The sequence below is a fragment of the Nocardia sp. NBC_01377 genome (assembly GCF_045040005.1).
GTDB lineage: Bacteria > Actinomycetota > Actinomycetes > Mycobacteriales > Mycobacteriaceae > Nocardia > Nocardia noduli.
The window spans coordinates 1,601,649-1,620,325 of record NZ_CP109566.1; the positions used below are offsets into that span (position 1 = coordinate 1,601,649).

The window sequence follows — 18,677 nt, forward strand, 5'->3', positions numbered from 1 at the left end:
AACTTCGCGGGGCACGATCGTGTACCGACGTCGAAAGGATTCGCACGTGGCAACCATCGTCCTGGTTCATGGCATCGCACAGGAACAGGAGTCGGCCGACACCTTGGAGGCGAAATGGTTGCCTGGCCTGGCCGGTGGGGTGCGCAACCATGGAGACCTGGAATTGGCTGATCGATTATGGCGCAACGGAGTACCGGGCGAGGTGAGCACTCGCATGGCGTTCTACGGCAACCAGTTTCTAGTGAAAGGCGCACAAGGCACCGTCCCAGGACAAGTGGACGATGCTCAACTTGAACTCATGGGTCAGCTCGCTGAGCAATGGCTGACCACTGCAGCCAAGCATGCGAGCTACGACAGGGATCGACGCACCGCCCAGCAGTTGACTGCGGTTCCGCCGAATGCCCGCGCGCAGGGAATCAAGGCCACGATGCGCCCTGTGCTCAACGGTCTGACACAGCTTCGCTGGTTTGCGCCGTTGGGCATCGGACTTGCCGAGAAGTTCGTGTGGCGGGCACTCTCCCAAGTCGCCCGCTACTTCACCGACGACGCCGTCCGACAGTACGCCCAGGATCAAGTGCTCGCACACATCGGACCCGACACACGCCTGGTCATCGGCCACTCACTCGGTTCGGTTGTCGCTTATGAGGCTCTGCACCGCTGCGACCATGAGGTCGCGCTGCTCACGATGGGCTCGCCTCTTGGGCTGCGCACCGTTGTGTACGACCGCCTGCGGCCCCAGCCTGTCTCGGTGCCGACCGCAGTGACACGCTGGGACAATCTCGTCGACCGTGATGACTTGGTCGCCGCCCACCTCGACCTAGCGCCATTCTTTCCGCCTGCCCACGGTGCCACCGTCGTTCCTGTGACCGCGGCCGCACTCGACAACGGCGCCGCGCCACACGACTCGACTCACTATCTCGTCAAGGCCGCTACGGGGGATATCGTCGCGAAGGCGTTGACGAGATAGCACATTGACCGGACCAAGAGAGGCCGACTCGCTGCGCGGGTTCGCAGTCATGATGTTCGGCTCGCGCGTCGGCTCCTACCCAACGAGCAGGCTCGCCGGGTAGAGGCGGCGGGCGAAGCTATGGTCTTGGTCGTGTCAGACTGGCCTGTCTCCGTCTCTCTGCCGAGGCGGACTCCAGTCCCACCGACTATCAGCCCGGAAAAGGCTCTGACCAGCATTTCCGTTGCAATTTCGGCGAGTTATACCGGATCCCCAGCGAGGATCGTCGAAGATTGAACATGCACGGGCGGGAACCCCGAGCAGCGAAACCCGCGCTGTGGGTCCACATCGACGAGGAGGAGATCCATGACCGGGCTGCGGATCGCAACGTTCAACCTTGAGAACTTCGACGAGACCCCCGCCGATGTGCGGCCCTCGCTCACCGAACGCATCGCCCTCATGAAACCCCAGATCCACCGGCTCCGCGCCGATATCGTGTGCTTCCAGGAAGTTCATGGCCAGGAACGGCCGGGCCAGCCGCGAGCCCTGCTGGCGCTCCGGGAATTGTTGGCCGACACGAACCTCGATGGCGCCACGCTGGTTAGCAGCAAACCCGACAACGATGCCGTCTACGACGAACGCAATCTGGTCGTCGCCACCCACCTTCCCGTGCTCGAGCACCAGCAGCTGCTCAATGACCTGGTCGCCAAGCCCACCTACAAGCGGTTGACGGCTGTCCCGCCCGACACCACGGCGATCGAGATCGGGGTGGAGCGGCCGATTCTGCACGTGCAGGTCGACATCGTCGGCGTCGGGGTCCTGCACGTGATCGATGTGCACCTCAAATCCAAGATCCCCACCACCATTCCCGGCCAGAAGATCGACAACTTCACCTGGCGTTCCGCCGACGGCTGGGCCGAAGGGTACTTCCTGTCCTCACTCAAGCGCATGTCCCAGGCATTGGAGGTGCGTCGGCTTGTCGATCAGATCCTCGACGCCGATCCCGGCGCCCGGATCGTGGTGGCCGGCGACTTCAATGCTGAACCGGACGATGTGCCTGTGCTCGCGATCCGAGGTGATGTCGAGGACACAGGCAACGGCGCTCTGGCGGGCCGGGTGCTCGTGCCGATCGAGAAAACGGTCCCGGAATCGGCGCGGTACACGCTCTTCCACGAGGGCCGAGGCCAGATGCTCGACCATCTGTTGGTCACTCGAAATCTGCTGGCCGCCTATCGCGGATCAGAGATCCACAACGAGATCCTCCACGACGAATCGGGGGCCTTCGCTGTCGATACCAAGTACCCCGAATCCGACCACGCGCCCGTCGTCGCCGACTTCGAATTCGACTGATACCCGGGTCATTGCCGCAAACTTCGTGCGCGGGACATCTCCGCTGGCAACCGGTGGGGTGGACTGTCGGTAGTCGAACGGGTTTCCGAACATCCCCTCCTGTGGGAACGGCGAGCCTGCTTGTGACTCGCAGCGCTAGATGGCGGTGATTTCGCGTTGTCAGGTGGCGCACCTATGCCGGGGTGAGCCGATGCCGGTACCGATTCGCTCGAGGTCGTATGGAGATCTGCGTACCCATGGGAGTGGTCAGGACAGGATGTCGGCGAACATCTTTCGCTGGAGCGCGGGGATGGCGCGAGCGGCCCGGAATGCTAGTTTTCCCGCGGTTCGGGCGATCGGGTTGTCGGAGACCGACTGTTCGGCGACCGTGAGCGAGTGGCGAACCGCGGCGAAGCCGTAGTCGGTCATTTCGGCCTCGTAGGTGTGGATGGATTCGAGCAGCCCTCGTTTACGGTTCTCGGCGGCGATGAGGTTTCGGCACAGCAGACGCGCGTCGCGTAAGGCGGTGTTGGCGCCGATTCCGCCGTAGGGAGTCATGCTGTGGATGGCGTCACCGAGCAGGGTGACGTTGGTGGATTCCCAGGCCGGGATCGGTACCGACGTCTTGATCGGGATCGCTGTTGCTGTCTCGGGGTCGGAATCGTTGACGAGGGTGCGTAGTTCGGGCGCCCAGCCGGTGGTCATGCGGACAGCGAGTTGATGCAGGTCGGTGGTGCTCAGTGTTTCCGGGTCGGTGTCGTAACGTTCGCGTTTGGCACCGAATGCCCAGAACACGTAGGGCTGGGTGTCGTCGAACAGCGATTCGGGCACCGGTCGGTCTTCGCCGCCGAGCACGTTGGTGGCGTCGGTGGGGAGGGTGAATTCGTGCGGCGCGAGGAACATGCCGCAGCCGCGTGGCGGTATCACGGTGAGCGGGTTGGCCAGCAGCAGTGGGGGCAGTCGGTCGCGTGCCTGTTCGGTCAAGGCGTATTTACCGGCGATCGTGACGATGCCGGTGTCGATACGTTCGGCATGGGGCAGATACTGGGCGCGCACGCGTGAGGTGCCCCCGTCGGCGCCGACGAGTACGTCGCCTACCTCGGTGGCGCCGTCGGCGAAGTGTGCGACGACTCGGCCGTCCGCGCGGCGCTCGTAGTGGTCGAACACACTGCCGAAGCGCACGGTGTCGTGGAGTTCGGCGAGCAGGATCCGGCGCAGGGTGATGCGGCTGATGCCGTAGTGGCCACCGCCGGCTGGATCGAACGGCTGCTCTCGCGGGTCGAATTGCAGGATTTGCTTCATCTGATCGGTGATGAAGCCGAATCCGTTGCCGCCCTTTCCCGCGCAGGCGGCGAAGAACGAGTACAGCCGTGGTGAGAGCAGCTCGGCGAGTGCGGTGCTGCCGTGCGGGTCGATATGGATGCGGAAGCCTTGCAGGCGGTCGGTGCGTTCTACCTCGCGTTCGTGTACCGAGACGCTGACGCCGGCGCGGTGTAATCCGTTGGCGAGTGCGAGCCCGCCGATTCCGCCGCCCGCGACGATCACATGCAAGGGTTGGTTCGTTGCCATGACACTTCTTTCGTGTGTCAGATTCGGCTCCAGCCGAATCGTCCCGGACCGCGCTTGTGCGCTTTCTGCTGTTGTGTGGCACCCACCGCCGACCAGTTCTCGATCATCCGGTCGAGAAGCTCGGTCAGGGTGACGATGTCGCGTTCGGACCAGTCGGCGATCACCGCGGCGAACACTTGATCGCCGGTTTCGATGAATTGGGCGAGTTCGGCACGGCCTGCCTCGGTCGCCTCGATCAGTACCGCGCGGCGGTCGTTCGGGTCGGGCAGGGTCTTCACCAGCTCGGACTCGGCGAGTGCCTGGACGTGTCGGGTGATGGACGAGGGCAACGCGTCCACGCGCTCGGCGATATCGCCCGCCCGCAACGGACCCGACTCCACCGCCGCCTGCAGTACGCCGACTCGCACCGGGTCGAACGCGCGCGAGGTACCCTGCCGCATCGCTTCGGCGAAGCGGGTGACAGTACGGGCCAGCCGCGCAACCTCCGTAATGTTTGCTTCCATGAAACAACTATAAAGGTTGTTTCTGTGAAACAACAGTGTCTCGCGCGCCGCTACGGGAGATCCGGGGAAGGCACGGCAGGCGTCTCACCAACGATCGTTGGTGAGACATGACGTCGCGTTCGTCACGCCGCTACCTCCTCGGCGAGTGCATTGAGGACATGACAGGGTGTCGATCTGTGTTGACCTTCTCCGACGACTTCCTCATGCCACAGCAGGGAACGATCCGATACTGGCACGCGGATCCGAACGATCCGCAAGCAGAGACCTGGAGCGTTGCCGTTCCGCTGGCGACCTTCTCGGCCGCCGATATATACGACCCACTCACGTTCCAGCTGGGATCGGAGGGTCCGGAGATCATCGATACCGCAGTACGGCTCGACTTCATCGAGCTACGAGGGTCCACCCTGCAGGGCTTGGACCAGCAGACATTCACCTTCCCGGTCAATCCTGAGGACGGATTCATCGATGCCAGCGTCTACATCGGCGGCGGGCACTGCCCGGTAGAGGTGACACGCATCGAATTCGGGCCCGTTTCCGGCGACCTGGTGACAGCGACCCTGCACGCGTACTTCGACTTCAATGCCGAAGCGGTCGAGATCGAGAATCGAGCCGCAGTCCTGACCACCGAACTTCGCCTCACCGGATAGCGTCCAATTGACAGTCATATACACCAAGAATCCCTGCGAGAACACCGCAAGATAGCTCTGCAGGTCACACCGTCAGCGTTCGAGCGGTGACAGGGCGAGCATGGCGGCAGCGACCTGGTCGGCCGCGGTCTGGGGCAGAGCGGTACCCATGTCGTCGAGGACGAGCAGTCGTGCCCCGGGGATTTCGGCGGCGAGGACCTCGCCGTTGCCGACCGGGAAGAAGGGGTCAGCGCGGCCGTGCACCACGAGCGTGGGTATGTCGAGCTCACCGAGCCGATCCCGCCAGCGCGGGGCGCAGTCGATCCGAGAGAACACCATCCCGAGTTGGTTCGCCTGGTGTACCGCGGGATCGCTCGACGGTGTCCGGTCCCAGATCCGGGCCGCGGTCGCCCGCGCGTCCTCCGGATCGTTGCCCATCGGCAGGGCCCCCGAGGCGGCGAACGCCGCAACAGCGTCTCGGTCGGTCCAGTCCGGCCGTGAGCGGGAGAACAGCGCGCCCATGATTGCGAGGTCGTGGTCGGGTAGGTCCTCGTCGACCGGGCCCGGCGCCACCGGCCGGGTGCCGACCAGGGTCAGTGCGGAGAAGATGTCCGGGTGGTCCAGCGCGGCGATCTGAGCGACCATCCCGCCGACGCCGATTCCACCGAGATGGGCGGTTCCGGCACCGAGAACCTCGACCAGCGCGGCCGCGTCGGCGACGAGATCACGTAGGTCGTAGGCCGGATTCTCCGGGTCGAGGGTCGTCGACTCGCCGGAGTCACGCAGGTCGTAGCGGACCACGCACCGTCCGTCCGAGGCGAGCCGCTCGCACAGCGCGTCGGGCCAGGACAACATTGTGGTGCCACCGACCAGCAGGATCAGCCGATCATCGTCGTCGCCGAAGCTCTCGATGCCCAGATCCACACCGTTCGCCCGCACCGAGGTCGTGCCCAACCCAAACGGTCTCGTCATACCTGGACTCCTATCGGTCGGTACGCCCAGAGGTATCGACGATAGATTCACCCGAAAGTCATCGGCATGGCCCAGATCGTGTCCAGGTATTTTTCGCAAGGCGAAACGTCCCGCTGAGCGGTCGGGACGAGGGGTGCTGTTCGGAGGCTCTATTCGGGCCAGGGCATGAGGTCGTCGATGTGGGCTTCTACCGCTGTGGCGACGCTGAGCGCTGTTTTCTCCGCGTGCTTGTACACATCGGGTGCCGGGGGGCGAGGCTGTCGCCGGCGGCGGTGACTTTGACCTCGAGGTTGCGGGTTCGGAAGATGACCCGGGAGAACGCGCCGGGCGCTCCGAGTTGCGCGGCGGTTTGCTGGTGGGCGTCAATTCCAGCAGCAGGTCGAGGTATTCGACCGCAGCGTCCTTGGCGGTGCCGTTCCAGCGGGCGCCGACCGATGCCCGTGCGGTGCTCAGCCCGTTGCCGTCATCGCTGCCGTCGATGGACATCGTCAATTCCGTGACCGCTGTCTGCCAGGCCCCGAGCACGGTGGAGACATCGTTGGGTTACCAGGCCGCCACGCTGGTGACCGCGGCGGCCAAGGTCGGCAACACCGCGGTACGTGCCCAGGTCGAGCTGATCCGCAAGATGCTCGGCAGTACAAGCGGCTACTGGGCGAGCGGGGCGGCGATCATGGCGCGGACCTCGGCGGCGCCGGTGGTCGGCACCGGGCGGCCCTGTTCCAGGTCGGCCACCACCGCGAGCATCCGCTCGTGGGCGGCGGTGCCCTGGCGCTGGGTGAGGTCGGCGACCACCCGCCACTCGGCCAGTACCGACAGCACACCGGTGAGGTCCAGCGACTCGGCGTCCGCGGTCACCTACGAGCAGGCCGACGAGGTCGGCCAGGTACTCGCGGGGATGATTCGATTGTCCGGTCCGGGCGCGATCGAATGTACTACGCAGATGAACGATTCAGTTCCTGCCGTGCGTGCCGCCACCCCCGCCGACCTGGCCCCGATGAGACAGGAATGAGAAGACAGTGCGAATCGATCTGTTCACCGGCCCACGCCGGGAAATCGAATGGTTGTTCCGGCAGGCCGAGGACTCCGAAGCGAGACTGCGCGACTACATCGATCACGGCCAGGTATGGGTAGCGGTCGCAACCGACGGTGAGATCGTCGGCCACCTCCAAGCAGTAGCGGATCCGGACGGATCACGCTGGGAAGTCCTCAATACCGCGGTCGCCGAGCATCAGCGCGGAAACGGCATCGGCACACGCCTTCTCGAGCGGGCGATACAGCAGGCACGCCGAGCCGGCGCACGCCGGATCGAACTCGCCACGGCCACTGCGGACATCGGCAATCTGCGGTTCTACCAACGCTGTGGCTTCCGCATGAGCCATGTCATACGCGACGCCTTCGGCCCGGACACCGGATACCCCGAACCGACCGTCATCGACGGAATCCCGCTACGGGACCAGATCTGGTTCGATCGCGAACTATGAGGTCCGCCCGCCAACACATTCGGGCCGAGAGGAATTCGTGCTCGGTCTGCGCGCCGACCCTCGCACGGAGAAGATGCTGCTACCCGGTGATCGGCGACCACGACGAGAATGGCCGATCGGGGGCCCGCGGGAGTCGTCCCGGTCTGTAGCGAGCCTGCTCGGTTGCCCGCCTCGTCTCATGCGAAGTGTCGCGTGCCCGCGCGGCCGGTTCACGGTGCAGCAGTGCCGGGTCGGTGTCCGGCGTGGCGACCGAGGCGGTGGCGCTCAGTGATAGAGCAGGCCGCCGACTGGAACAGCAACGAGGTGGCCAGTCGCCGGAACGGTTCGAGCCAAGGCGAGACCGATGTCGACCAGCAACGAACGGCGCAGGTGAGCGACGTCAGGAAACGCGTCCAGACCGACTCGGCGGTCTCGCCGTTCGGGGTTCCCGTAGAACTCCCCGAATTTCGGGCGGATTTGAGGTCCCGCAGCTAACGGCGGGGTGGTAGCCCTGGTTGCGGCTCCTCCTACTTCGGTGTGCCAGAGGCTGATCGAGTAGTAGAAAATGCACCTTGACCAGCATATGTGTTGTATTTTCCGCCGATACTACGGCGACCCCGTTTTGCCGGGTCTTTGTCATGGCTGGTTTGCTGCGGAACTTTCTGGGCTCGTGGCGGGCTTTGTCTGCGCGGTTTTTGGGAAGAGGTGGAGTGGGGGCGGGGTCAGGGTTGTGGGGTGGTGGTGATGGATCCGAGTCCGGTGGGGGTGTAGCGGCCGAGGGAAGCGATTTCGGTGAAGGTGCACAGGGTGCGGAACCAGGCGAGGGTGTCGGGGTGGTGGTGGTGGCATCGGAGGTCGATGTCGAATTCGAGGGGTGTTTGTTGGATGACGGCGGCGGTGGTGTGGGTGAGTCGGGTCGCGATCTGGTGGGCGGTGGCGGGGGCGCAGTGGCGGACTGTGTGCAGGGTGACGCTGTCGCGGAGTTGGTCGAGGGTGTCGGGGGGGATGGTGAGGGGGGTGGGGGTTTCGGCGAGACCGGGTGGTGTCCAGGTGGTGAGTAGTGTCCAGCGGTTGGTGATGGCGTCGAGGAGGTGTGTGGCGGTGAGGTAGTGGGTGTGGTCGCGTTTGAACAGGACTCCGGATCGGGTGCGCAGGCGCGCGGTTGTCCAGGTTTCGGTGTCGGTGTGGTGGGTGAAGTGGTGGTGCAGGGCAATGGCGGTGATGGTGGTTGGGGTTGCGCGGGAGGCGAATTCGATGATGCTGGTGCCTTGGCCCCAGTTGAGTCGGCCGGTGGCTGGTGGGGTGCGTGGTGGTGGCCAGTGGTCGGACAGCCAGGTGAGTTGGAGGGTGCCGGGGGTGTGCGGTCCGGGGGGATCGAACCAGAGTGCGCGGGGTTTGAGGTCGTTGTCGTGGCTGGTGTTGTGGGTGGCGTGCTCGCCGAGTAGTTCGAGTCCCATTTCCCGGATCTGGGTGCCGCGGGGTGGGCGCATGCGGTTTCCGGTGAGTTGTCCGCGTCGGTAGGTGAGATCGAAGGTCCAGGTGCGCATTTGACCGACTCTAGGTGTGTGGGTACGGGGTGCTGTGGTGGTAGCGGATCAGGATCGTGGCGCCGGGTGCGTTGGTGGGTGGTAGTGGGTGCAGTGGGCCGGGTACGAGCAGGTCGGTGCGGTCACCGCAGGTGGTGGCGACCGCGCGGGAAACGATGTAGTAGACGTCGGGGTGTGGTGGGGGCAGGTTGTCGACGGTGTCGCCGAGGACGCGGTCGTGTACCGGGATCGGTAGTGGTAGCGGTGGATATCCGGTGGTGGGGTGGTCGGTGACTCGGGCGGGCGGGTCGGCGGCGGGAAGCAGGACAGGGCCGCCGGTGGTGGTGTGCAGGAGTACGGGATGTGGTGTGCAGTTGACGAGGTGGGCCATGGGTGGTCTCCGGTCAGGTGGTGATGGTCAGTCGGACGGATCGGTTGTGGGCGGCGGGGCCGGGCAGCAGTGTTCCGTCGGGGGCGAGGTCGGGGACGAAGTCGGGGAAGTCGGTGCCCGCGCCGTGGGTGATGATCCGGTCGGGGCTGATCCCGGCGTCGGTGAGGAGTCCGGCGACGGCTCGGGCCCGTGCCAGGGACAGGGCGATGCGGTCGGGGTAGTGGCCCAGCACGCCGCTCGAGCAGGTGCCGGTGACGGTGACGGTGGAGTGGGGATGGGTGCGCAGGTGCGCGAGGACGGGGGCGAGCGCGGTCGTGGCTGCGGCGGGGTCGAGGAATTGGGCGGTGTCGGGGGCGAATCCGATGACGTCGTTACCGAGTATCAGCGGGTCGCTGGTGGTGAAGGTGACCGGTGGAGGTACCGGGACCTGGTCGACTTCGGGGACGTCGGTGCGGGGCCGGGTGTCGGGTGTGGTGGCCAGGACGGCGACACAGGTCGCTCCCGCGGCGGTGGCGATCGCGGTGTAGGTGGTGGTGAGGCGGTTGATCTGGGTGTCGGTGAGCGGTGTCTGGGGTGTGGTGGTGGCGCCGAGTCCGGCGAAGAGCACGGTGACACCGGACAGGTCGGGCAACTGCCCGGTGCGTTGCAGGTAGTTGGCGATCTCGGCGGGTTCGGCCGACAGGACCCCGGGCTGCCGGAAATCCAGGGGCGGGGAGGTTTGCAGACCGGAATCGGCGAGGATCACCACGGGGCTGCCGTGCCGGGAGTCGCCGCGGGCGGCGCGGGCGGCGACGGCGAGCGCGGTGAGATCGTCGGCTTGGGTGGTGACGGCGCGGGCGCGGGTCAGCGCGCCGGTGAGGTCGCCGAGTGTCTGCTCGACCTGCTGTTCGCGGGCGGCGCTGTTACCGGCGAGATCCAAGGATGCTCGCCGCCACATCGTTTCGGGTGCGCCGTCGACACGGATCAGGTGCAGGCCCGCACCCGCGCCGAGGGCGTGTGCGATCACAGTGCGCAAATCCCCGTCGAGACGGGGCGTGGCCGAGTTGGCGCGTCCGGCGGCGGCCAGCGCGAGTGAACCGCTGTCGATCGGGCACGTCACCGGATTGTGGGAGGGCGCGGGGGAGCCGCATCCGAGAAGAGCGGACAGACCGAGCAGTACGGCGACCGCGAGTCGGAGGGCATGCGAAATGCGTTGTGTCATCGGAGTTCCTGACTGTGCGTGGGCGGGTGTCTTCGTGTGCTCGGCGTTCATGTCGGGGGCATATCGTTGTGGCGGGGAAGGAGTTCGGTGGTGGCGTCGGGGCGTGCGTGAGCGCGGGCCAGGTGGTGGCGCACGACCTGTCGTGCCCGGGCGAATCGGTCGTTGAGGGCGGCGTGCACGCGCTCGGCGCGCAGGCCCCGGTCGTGGGCGGTGGCGGCCTGGGTGTCGTAGCGCCGCCGGGCGTCGGCGTGGTCGGCGGCCAGTGATGCGGCGGTGTCGGTGGCGCGGTCGGCGTGGCGGCGGGCCAGATGCAGGGCGATCGCTTCGTGGCGGGCCACGGCGCTGTGACCGATCCACACCGCGAGGGCGGCGAGCATCCCCATCACCGACACGGTGAACCACCAGTCCGGCCACAGCGCGGCCGCGCGCGCGGAATCGCCTATTTCGCGGGCTTGTTCACCGGTGAGCGCGGTCAGGGTCTCGGCGGTGGCCCGGTTGAGCGCGGCGCGGGCGGCGGTGTCGGCCAGGGCGGTGGCTCGCCGCCACGCCACGGCGACCAGGGTGCCCAGCAGCATCACCACGAGCACGACACCCAGGACGCCGAAGGCGGGGTTGAGTCGGGTGCCGCGACCGACGCTGCTGATGGTGTGGCGGTAGGTGCGAGCGTGTGCCAGGCGGGTGCCGACGACGTGCCACAGCACCGTGTAGACGAGCAGGTAGGCGATGGACCCGATCCGGATCTGGAGGTCTCCGGCATTCGGCATGATCACCGCGATCGCCGATTCGATCAACGGCACCTCGAGAAACGCCGCGATCAGACACACGGTCATCCAGGCGGCTTCCAGGGCGCACACCCCCGCCAGCGGTAATGCGAGCAGCCGCCGTAAACCGCGGTGCTCGGTGCCGGTGAGTACCGCGTTGGCGGTGTGTTCGCCGTGGTCCGGTGGCAGTTCGCTCGGTCGCGCGAGCGCGGGTTTGCTGGGGTTCATGACCTTCTCCTGCCCGGGGGTGGATGCTTGCCGTGTTCATCAGGGACAGCGGTCGATGACGCCGGGTTGCGGGGGCGCGCAGCCGGATTCGCGGTGTCGTCCACGTGAGGGGTGCTTGACGGATCGGGCGGGGTTGCTCATGATGGTGTGCGAGTCGCAGGTGGCGGCTCGCACAACTGCATAGAAGTCGGACAGGTGGCGCCATCGGCGCTGACCAGCAGTGCCGAACAACGAAATGAGATGCCATGTCTCGTTCGGTGTCCGACCACTCCGACTTCTCCTTCGATCTGCCGTGCTCGCGTACCGAGGCGATACCTTTCTGCGCCTGCGACGCGGTACGCGCGGACTTCGCCGACATCGCGATGCTGGTGGCCCGCAAACTCCGCCGTGTCGATCGCGACGACCCGGCCACGGAGACGCAGTTCGAGCGCTGCCTGGCGTTGCTGGTGCGGGCGGCGAGCTGCCGCGCGCATCCCGAACCGGCCCGCACCGTCCCCAAACGGGTACGCCGGGCGGTAGGCGAGTACCTGACGGGCCCGCAATCCCACCGCGGCACCTTGCGCACCGAGGTCGTGACCGTTGTGCACTGGGCCACCCGCGATTACGGCCGCTACGCACTGGCCGGTACCGGATACACCTCCCGCCCGGAACGTAAATTCGCTGCTTTGACCGACGGTGAGGGCGTCGCGTTGCTCAGCCCGGTGCAGGTGGCGGCGATGACCTTGCTCGTGCGGGGTGTCGTCGCTTTCGGGGACCGCTGCGCCGCGACGATCGTGCTCGGGATCGCCGAGGACGCCGTCGCGGTGTCCTACCTGCGCGACACCACCGCCGCCGCCTATCGCAGCGCGATCTCCGGCAACGACGCCCCGGTCCTGCTCGGCATCGACACGCCGGCGCTGTCGCGGGAGGTGGCACGGATGCGACGCCGCGGGCTGTGGCGGCGGGGAGGGGCCGCGGCACTGGAACTGTTCGACGCGCTGATCGGTGACGCGGCAGGGATCATGGCCGACAGTGTGGAACGGATGCGTGAGAGCACCGGCCACGAGGCCACGGCGGCCGGGGCCGTGCACAGTGCCGTGTTCGGCAGCGGGACCGACGAACTGACACTGCTGCTCGAGATCCGCGACGACGGATATCGACTGCCCGGCGGCCGGGTGATCGACACCGCGGGCCGTCGCGCGATCGACTTCCGTATCGACGCGTTGATCGACCTGGTCGCCTGAACAGTCAGGAAGCGGATCCGGCGTCGGATATCCTGCGAGCTCGCTGCGGAGAGGGGAAATGCGTGCCGACGCCGACCGCCATGATCGCCACGGTGGGTTTGAACCCGGTACCGGTGGTGCTGGCCGTGCTCACCCGCGAACCCACCCAGGTGACACTCGTGCCCAGCACCACCACGCAGGGCGAGGCCGAACGTATTCGTGACCTGCTCACCGAGCTACGACCCGAACTCGACATCCGGGTCCAGTGTTGCGGGGCCGCCGACGAATTCCCACCCACCCTGCAAGCGTTGCGGGCGATCGCGGATCGGACACCGGGGCCGTATCTGCTCGACTACAGCGGCGGCAACAAGATCATGGCGGTCTCGGCCGTGCGAACCCACCTCGAGCGCCACGACGGGGGTGGACAGCGATGGCGTTCGGTGGTCGACGACACGACCGGCACACTCGTCACCGGATCGACCGAGATCGGCGCGGGCACCCTCGACGTCCGCTCCACCGGGTTGACCCTCGCGCGCATCGCCCGCCTCCACGGATACGAGATCACCCCCGGCTACGCCGGTTTCGCGCCGGCAACGGTCCGAGCCGAGGACTGGTGGCGGTGGGCCGACGCGATCAGCCGCAAATCCGGCCTCCCGGAGGCCGCCCAGCGCGAGGCGATGGTGCGGGCACTGCCCGAGGAACTACATCCCCCGGCCACACGCCAAGGGGATGGCAAGCCGCGAGAGATCGCGGTGTGGGTCAGCTGTTCACGCATTCTGCAGGAGTTGTGCGGTGACGCCGATATCGAGGTGGCGTTCGCGGTGAACCCGAGAATATCGGGTTCGGCCACGGCCGCCGACTTCGATGTGGTGGTGCGACACGGGCACCGCGTCCTCGAGATCGAAGTCAAGAGCAGTGCCTTCGCGGCCCGCACCGTGCTGGGACAGCGGGTCGCCTACGCCCGCATGGTCTTCGGCTCGGCCACGACCGCGGCCGTCGCCGCTCCGCGAGGCCACATCGATTCCGAGAACACGACAGTCGTGGAATGGGACGAGGTATCAGCGACCGCCCGCCACCTCGAGACGCACACCGCCTGGATAGGCAAGGTCCCGGCATGGCAGCTGAACTCCGACGGCCCCGGCGAACTACACGACGGGCTGCGCCACTGGCTGTTCCCACCCGCCGCCGCGACAACAAACCGTGCGGACGATTGCACCGGACGTCAACTCGGAGTGGTGATACCAGCCCTCGGCACACCACTGGCCGTGCACGCCGCGATCCGCGCCGGACAAGCAACGCCTGTCGCCGAAAGCGCGGCGACCACAGGCCACCAGACCGGCCCGGTCACCGGGCTCGTCGCCGCCGACGACAGAGATCGCGACGGAGCCAGAGCGAGATTCCGGCGATGGCAGCCCGCCCCCGCCCGGTTCGTCGAGATCAGCGGATTCGGTGAGGCCCAGGTCTACGAACGGATCAAGGGCGGCAACGCCGACGCGGTGGTCATCACTCCCGGCCCCAAAGGGATCGCGGCCGCGCTCACACGACTGTCCTACGAGCACGACATCCCGATCCTGCACATCGGATTGGACGGGCGCCGCCACGACCTGGACGGCGCGCGCACTCCCGCGCACACCCCCGACTGGGACGCCGTACTCGCCCCCCGATACGAACCCGTGCACGACCTCGCATCCCCGCGGTTCGCCCGGATGCTCTCGACCCTGCTTCCCGGTACTCGAATGTGGCAACCTGCCTCATCACAGTCCTCGACGGTCACCGCCGAACTGATCATCACCGGCGACCGCGGATGCTGCTCGATACACGCCCTGGACCTGCGCCACGCGGTGGCAACATCGCTCGCGGGAGGCACGAAAATGGCAAGCGGCCAACGCAAGACAGCCGTGCGGAACTTCCGCCTCGATGTGCTCTCACGCTCTGCGGACGTAGCAGCGTTGGTCGGGGATCTGCACCGGCCGCTGCTGTTCCTGTACAACGTGAGTGGCGACGACTCCCATCACACTGCGGTCCAGGCCACCGCCCTGGCTCACCAAACCGCAGGCCAACCCGATCCGGTGTGGGAGCGCTGGCAACGCACCGAACGATGGCTGCCACCCGGACTCTGGTCGGTCGAACACGATCGGTTGCTGTTCGACAGCGCCGCTATCGGTGAACATCTCGGCGTGTCCACACCGACCACCGAACCGAAATAACCGGCCCCGCGCGATGCTCGCGCGACAGGTCAGGCTTCGGCTGTCCCTGAGAGAAGTGGTGTAGGAACCACTCACTCGGGAAGGAACCGGTCATGCCGATCGACCAGCCACCGTCCACGCCGCAGACCAGCGAGATCCGGCACGCGGACAAGTACGTCAAGGAACAGGAGAAGATCCGCCGCCGCCGAGAGGAGCGACGCCGCAAATCACTCGACGCAGAGTCACGGCGCCGAACCTCGGAAACCAAACAGCAGAAGTGATCTCACCGTGGTGTGGCCCGACGCGCTCATGCGCTCCGGGCCACATAACGCACCATTCGGAAGTATGGCTCGCGCACGACCGCGATACCCGCCGGGACACCGGAGTGCCCGAAACCCTTGAAACACCCCTGGAAGGCGAAACACGATCGAAGCGGATCTATTGCGGAACGCGACGACAATCATTCGCGTGGACACAGCCAACGGACCGATCGCACATGTACAAACCCCCTCACCGAACACCTCGCCGCGAGCCTCCGCGGTCCTCGCTACCGGCAGCCCCCCACCCGCGACACGCCCGAGATACCAGCCTCCTGGGGTGCGTGCACTCGTTTCCACAGGTCACAGCGCTACGGTCGAGAGTTCGCACGCGTACCACTCAAAATGGGCGAGGTGCGTGTGAACCGCCCACATCATCGCAGGTCAACAGGGGCAAATTCGGGGTAGGGTTGACGCGCGTTGCCTCCCGAAAGAGAAACGGGAGGCGCCACATGGGCCTGCCTTTTTCTTTGTGGTTGGCGGCCATTGGCTCCTGAAAGTGGGTAGAAACGACGGGTTTACGCGAGTTACTCATGTCATCTGTTTGACGAGGATGCCGATGATGTGTACCTCGTAGTTTGGTTCGGGCCCCTGTCCCTGATTGTTGGAGGCGACAGGCTAACGGGTTGCCCCTCCGGTTGAGATCAGTTCCGACTACACCGGTTTCGCGCCGACCACGGTCCGGGCCGAAGAGTGGTGGCGGTGGGCAGACGCGAACAGCAAGAAAGCGTCCCTACCGAAACCCGAGCTCGAGGCGATGGTACGAACGCTTCCGAGCGAACTACAACTCCCGTCCAAACTCAAAGGCGAGGGCCGACCGCGAGAGATCGCGGTATGGGCCAGTTGTTCACGCGCCCTGCCACAATTGTGCGGTGACGCCGATATCGAGGTGGCGTTGGCGGTGAGTCCGACGGTGTCGGGTTCGACCACGGCCGCCGACTTCGATGTGGTGGTGCGACACGGGCATCGCATCCTCGAGATCGAGGTCAAGAGCAGTGCGTTCGCGGCCCGCGCCGTAGTGGGACAACGGGTCGCCTTTGCCCGCATGGTGTTCGGTTCGGCCACGACCGCGGCCGTCGCCGCCCCGCGCGGGCGGATCGGATCGCAGAACACGACGGTGGTGGAATGGGAAGAGGTCGCCGCGACGGCCCGCCACCTCGAGACCCACACCGCCTGGATCGGCAAGATCCCGACATGGCAGCTGAACTCCGACGGGCCCGGCGAACTCCCTGACGGGCTACGCCACTGGCTGTTCCCACCAGCAGGTTCGGGAACAACCATTGAGGGCGATTGCACCGGACGCGACCTCGGAGTGGTGATTCCCGCCCTCGGCACACCCCTGGCCGTGCACGCCGCGATCCGCGTCGGGCGAACCGCGCGGATCACCGAAGGTGGGGCCATCACGGACCGGCACGCCGGCGCGGTCACCGGGATCGTCGCCGCCGATGACAGACAGCGCGAGGGAGCCAAGGCGAGATTCCGGCGCTGGCAGCCCACGTCGGGACGGTTCGTCGAGATCGGCGGATTCGGTGAGGCCGAGGTCTACGAACGGATCCAGGGCGCCAACGCCGACGCGGTGGTCATCACCCCGGGGCCCAAGGGCGTCGCCGCCGCGCTGACACGACTGGCGTACGAGCGCGGCATCCCGATCCTGCACATCGGATTGGACGGGCGCCGCCACGATCTCGACGGCGCGCACACGGCCGCGCACACGCCGGACTGGGACGCCGTACTCGCCCCGAGATACGAGCCCGTGCACGACCTCGGATCCGTGCGGTTCGCCGCGACGCTCGCGAGGCTGCTGCCCGATGCTCGACTGTGGCGCCCGAGCTCACCCCAGCTGTCGACGGTCACCGCCGAGTTGATCGTCACCGGCGACCGCGGATGCTGCTCGATACACATCCTGGACCTGCGTCGCGCGGTCGCGTTGACCTGCGCGGGGGACGCGAAATCGGCAAGCAATCGCAAACGAACCGTGCGGGACTTCCGCTTCGACGTGCTCTCCCGCTCCGCGGACGTGACAGCGCTGGTCGGGGACCTGCACCGGCCCCTGCTGCTCCTGCACAACGTGCGCGGCGACACCTCCCATCACCACGCGGTCCAAGCCACCACCCTGCCGCAGCACACCGAAACGCAACCCGATCCGGTGTGGGAGCGCTGGCAGCACACCGAAAGATGGCTACCACCAGGACTCTGGTCGGCCGAGCACGACCGACTCCTGTTCGACAGCACCGCCGTCGGTGAACATCTCGGCGTATCCATAGCAACCACCGAACCGATATAGCCGAACCGCGAGGGTGGTCGCACGGTTCGGCAGGTTCGGCTGTCCCTGAGAGAAGCGGTGTAGGAACACCCACTCTGGAAGGAACCGGTCATGCCGATCGACCAGCCACCGTCCACGCCGCAGACCAGCGAAATCCGGCACGCGGACAAGTACGTCGAGGAACAGGAGAAGATCCGCCGCCGCCGAGAGGAGCAACGTCGCAAATCTCTCGACGCCGAGTCACGACGTCGAACCTCGGAAACCAAACAACAGAAATAAGTCTCACCGTGATGTGGCCCGTTGCGCTCATGCGCACCGGGCCACATCAGACACCATTCGGGAAGCAAGGGTCCGCGCACGACCGCAACACCCTCGCCCGAGCCGCGAAACGAGTACCCATCGACCAGACCGATGGCGTCGGGCGGCAGGTCGAGTCGCGGCGGATACCAGATCTGGCCCGCGGGCGCCCGCCTCCCGCAGCACCTACCCAGGTGCCCGCCCCCCGATGGACCCCCGCAACTGAAGTCGATCGAGGTAGTCGGACCCGAGTCAGCGCTCGGTGACCGCAGCGCCGAATCCGCGCCATTACAGGCGAAAACCTACCGCCAACGAGTCAGCGCCAGATGCCGGACCCCGCACCGACCAGCGAGTAGCCGACCGGAGACCGCCACCGACCCCGGGCAGGCACCGAACAATCCAGCCAACACCACGCACGGATAATCCTCACCCACCACGACATCGCCGAGCCAGCAGTGATCTCCGCAGCCCAGCCCCCACCTTGCTCCGATCGCAAACCTGGGTCCGGTCCGGTCGCGAAACCTGACACCGCCTGCTGGAGTGTGGTTTTCGTGGTCGCCGATCTCGACAACTCCGCACCGAGGCCTGTCAGCAGGCCCGGGAGCACAGACAGATAGCGAATCGGCCCCCCAACTGGACTGTTTTCGATGTCGTCACCTCCCTGTTGCGGGTCTTCTGATGCGGAACGCGACGACAATCATTCGCGTGGACACAGCCAACGGGCCGATCACACGTGTACAAGCCCGCTCACCGAACCCCTCGCCGCGATCCCCAGCCGAGGTCCTCGCTACCGGCAGCCCCAGCGCGCGACACGCCCGAGATACCAGCCTTCCGAGGTGCGTGCACTCGTTTCTGCAGGTCACAGCGCTGCGATCGAGAGCTCGTGCGCGTACCACTCAA

Annotated in this window: 17 protein-coding genes; 9 read left to right on the top strand and 8 right to left on the bottom strand. The window is 66.4% G+C overall.

The window, feature by feature from the left end:
- Positions 1 to 46 precede the first annotated feature (46 nt).
- Both OG225_RS07070 and OG225_RS07075 read left to right on the top strand, forming a co-directional pair.
- On the top strand, positions 47 to 967 hold the full coding sequence (locus OG225_RS07070) for a hypothetical protein (protein ID WP_405180927.1): 921 nt from the start codon (positions 47 to 49) through the stop codon (positions 965 to 967).
- A gap of 345 nt (positions 968 to 1,312) precedes the next feature.
- Entirely contained in the window at positions 1,313 to 2,296 is a 984-nt protein-coding gene (locus OG225_RS07075; protein WP_405180928.1) for an endonuclease/exonuclease/phosphatase family protein, read from the top strand.
- A 246-nt stretch (positions 2,297 to 2,542) separates the two neighbouring features.
- Here OG225_RS07075 and OG225_RS07080 read toward each other — a convergent pair whose 3' ends face one another.
- Together OG225_RS07080 and OG225_RS07085 are read right to left on the bottom strand one after the other, a co-directional pair.
- Positions 2,543 to 3,844 (bottom strand): FAD-dependent oxidoreductase, encoded by a 1,302-nt coding sequence (locus OG225_RS07080; protein ID WP_405180929.1) that lies wholly within the window; start codon positions 3,842 to 3,844, stop codon positions 2,543 to 2,545.
- Positions 3,845 to 3,861: 17 nt separating this feature from the next.
- Positions 3,862 to 4,347, bottom strand: coding sequence for a MarR family winged helix-turn-helix transcriptional regulator (locus tag OG225_RS07085; RefSeq protein WP_405180930.1), 486 nt, complete (start codon positions 4,345 to 4,347; stop codon positions 3,862 to 3,864).
- Positions 4,348 to 4,523: 176 nt separating this feature from the next.
- On the opposite strand from OG225_RS07085, the gene OG225_RS07090 reads away from it, so the two are divergent.
- Positions 4,524 to 4,994 carry a hypothetical protein gene (locus OG225_RS07090; RefSeq protein WP_405180931.1) on the top strand — a complete coding sequence of 157 codons (471 nt, stop codon included), beginning with the start codon at positions 4,524 to 4,526 and terminating at the stop codon, positions 4,992 to 4,994.
- Between the two features lie 72 nt (positions 4,995 to 5,066).
- Here OG225_RS07090 and OG225_RS07095 read toward each other — a convergent pair whose 3' ends face one another.
- Positions 5,067 to 5,945, bottom strand: coding sequence for an alpha/beta fold hydrolase (locus OG225_RS07095; protein ID WP_405180932.1), 879 nt, complete (start codon positions 5,943 to 5,945; stop codon positions 5,067 to 5,069).
- Between the two features lie 645 nt (positions 5,946 to 6,590).
- Complete coding sequence (locus tag OG225_RS07100; protein WP_405180933.1) at positions 6,591 to 6,800, bottom strand: DUF6247 family protein; 210 nt, start codon at positions 6,798 to 6,800, stop codon at positions 6,591 to 6,593.
- A gap of 161 nt (positions 6,801 to 6,961) precedes the next feature.
- Between OG225_RS07100 and OG225_RS07105 the strand changes: the two genes are divergently transcribed.
- A complete protein-coding gene (locus OG225_RS07105; protein WP_405180934.1) occupies positions 6,962 to 7,426 on the top strand; it encodes a GNAT family N-acetyltransferase in 465 nt (154 codons plus the stop codon).
- Between the two features lie 701 nt (positions 7,427 to 8,127).
- On the opposite strand, the gene OG225_RS07110 is transcribed toward OG225_RS07105, so the two are convergent.
- Genes OG225_RS07110 through OG225_RS07125 form a run of 4 tightly spaced genes read right to left on the bottom strand, consistent with a single transcriptional unit; the run spans position 8,128 to position 11,512 of the window.
- Positions 8,128 to 8,952 carry a hypothetical protein gene (locus OG225_RS07110; protein ID WP_405180935.1) on the bottom strand — a complete coding sequence of 275 codons (825 nt, stop codon included), beginning with the start codon at positions 8,950 to 8,952 and terminating at the stop codon, positions 8,128 to 8,130.
- 10 nt (positions 8,953 to 8,962) lie between these two features.
- The gene (locus OG225_RS07115; protein ID WP_405180936.1) at positions 8,963 to 9,322 is read right to left on the bottom strand and encodes a hypothetical protein; all 360 of its coding nucleotides are present in this window, start codon (positions 9,320 to 9,322) and stop codon (positions 8,963 to 8,965) included.
- Positions 9,323 to 9,335: 13 nt separating this feature from the next.
- Positions 9,336 to 10,523 carry an OmpA family protein gene (locus OG225_RS07120; protein WP_405180937.1) on the bottom strand — a complete coding sequence of 396 codons (1,188 nt, stop codon included), beginning with the start codon at positions 10,521 to 10,523 and terminating at the stop codon, positions 9,336 to 9,338.
- 47 nt (positions 10,524 to 10,570) lie between these two features.
- Positions 10,571 to 11,512, bottom strand: coding sequence for a hypothetical protein (locus OG225_RS07125; RefSeq protein WP_405180938.1), 942 nt, complete (start codon positions 11,510 to 11,512; stop codon positions 10,571 to 10,573).
- A 245-nt stretch (positions 11,513 to 11,757) separates the two neighbouring features.
- Here OG225_RS07125 and OG225_RS07130 point away from each other — a divergent pair, with 245 nt between their 5' ends.
- The 5 genes from OG225_RS07130 to OG225_RS07150 all read left to right on the top strand — a co-directional run bounded on the left by OG225_RS07130 (position 11,758) and on the right by OG225_RS07150 (position 17,759).
- Positions 11,758 to 12,735 (top strand): hypothetical protein, encoded by a 978-nt coding sequence (locus OG225_RS07130; protein ID WP_405180939.1) that lies wholly within the window; start codon positions 11,758 to 11,760, stop codon positions 12,733 to 12,735.
- Positions 12,736 to 12,797: 62 nt separating this feature from the next.
- The gene (locus OG225_RS07135) at positions 12,798 to 14,921 is read left to right on the top strand and encodes a hypothetical protein (RefSeq protein WP_405180940.1); all 2,124 of its coding nucleotides are present in this window, start codon (positions 12,798 to 12,800) and stop codon (positions 14,919 to 14,921) included.
- Between the two features lie 92 nt (positions 14,922 to 15,013).
- Positions 15,014 to 15,181: a hypothetical protein gene (locus OG225_RS07140; protein WP_405180941.1), complete on the top strand. Its 168-nt coding sequence runs from the start codon at positions 15,014 to 15,016 to the stop codon at positions 15,179 to 15,181.
- A 793-nt stretch (positions 15,182 to 15,974) separates the two neighbouring features.
- A complete protein-coding gene (locus OG225_RS07145) occupies positions 15,975 to 17,501 on the top strand; it encodes a hypothetical protein (RefSeq protein ID WP_405180942.1) in 1,527 nt (508 codons plus the stop codon).
- A 90-nt stretch (positions 17,502 to 17,591) separates the two neighbouring features.
- On the top strand, positions 17,592 to 17,759 hold the full coding sequence (locus OG225_RS07150) for a hypothetical protein (RefSeq protein WP_405180943.1): 168 nt from the start codon (positions 17,592 to 17,594) through the stop codon (positions 17,757 to 17,759).
- Positions 17,760 to 18,677 lie beyond the last annotated feature (918 nt).

Coding starts and splice junctions, on each gene's coding strand:
- OG225_RS07075 (WP_405180928.1), top strand. CDS start 1,313: ATGACCGGGCTGCGGATCGCAACGTTCAACCTTGAGAACTTCGACGAG.
- OG225_RS07080 (WP_405180929.1), bottom strand. CDS start 3,844: ATGGCAACGAACCAACCCTTGCATGTGATCGTCGCGGGCGGCGGAATC.
- OG225_RS07085 (WP_405180930.1), bottom strand. CDS start 4,347: ATGGAAGCAAACATTACGGAGGTTGCGCGGCTGGCCCGTACTGTCACC.
- OG225_RS07095 (WP_405180932.1), bottom strand. CDS start 5,945: ATGACGAGACCGTTTGGGTTGGGCACGACCTCGGTGCGGGCGAACGGT.
- OG225_RS07110 (WP_405180935.1), bottom strand. CDS start 8,952: ATGCGCACCTGGACCTTCGATCTCACCTACCGACGCGGACAACTCACC.
- OG225_RS07115 (WP_405180936.1), bottom strand. CDS start 9,322: ATGGCCCACCTCGTCAACTGCACACCACATCCCGTACTCCTGCACACC.
- OG225_RS07120 (WP_405180937.1), bottom strand. CDS start 10,523: ATGACACAACGCATTTCGCATGCCCTCCGACTCGCGGTCGCCGTACTG.
- OG225_RS07125 (WP_405180938.1), bottom strand. CDS start 11,512: ATGAACCCCAGCAAACCCGCGCTCGCGCGACCGAGCGAACTGCCACCG.
- OG225_RS07130 (WP_405180939.1), top strand. CDS start 11,758: ATGTCTCGTTCGGTGTCCGACCACTCCGACTTCTCCTTCGATCTGCCG.
- OG225_RS07140 (WP_405180941.1), top strand. CDS start 15,014: ATGCCGATCGACCAGCCACCGTCCACGCCGCAGACCAGCGAGATCCGG.
- OG225_RS07145 (WP_405180942.1), top strand. CDS start 15,975: ATGGTACGAACGCTTCCGAGCGAACTACAACTCCCGTCCAAACTCAAA.
- OG225_RS07150 (WP_405180943.1), top strand. CDS start 17,592: ATGCCGATCGACCAGCCACCGTCCACGCCGCAGACCAGCGAAATCCGG.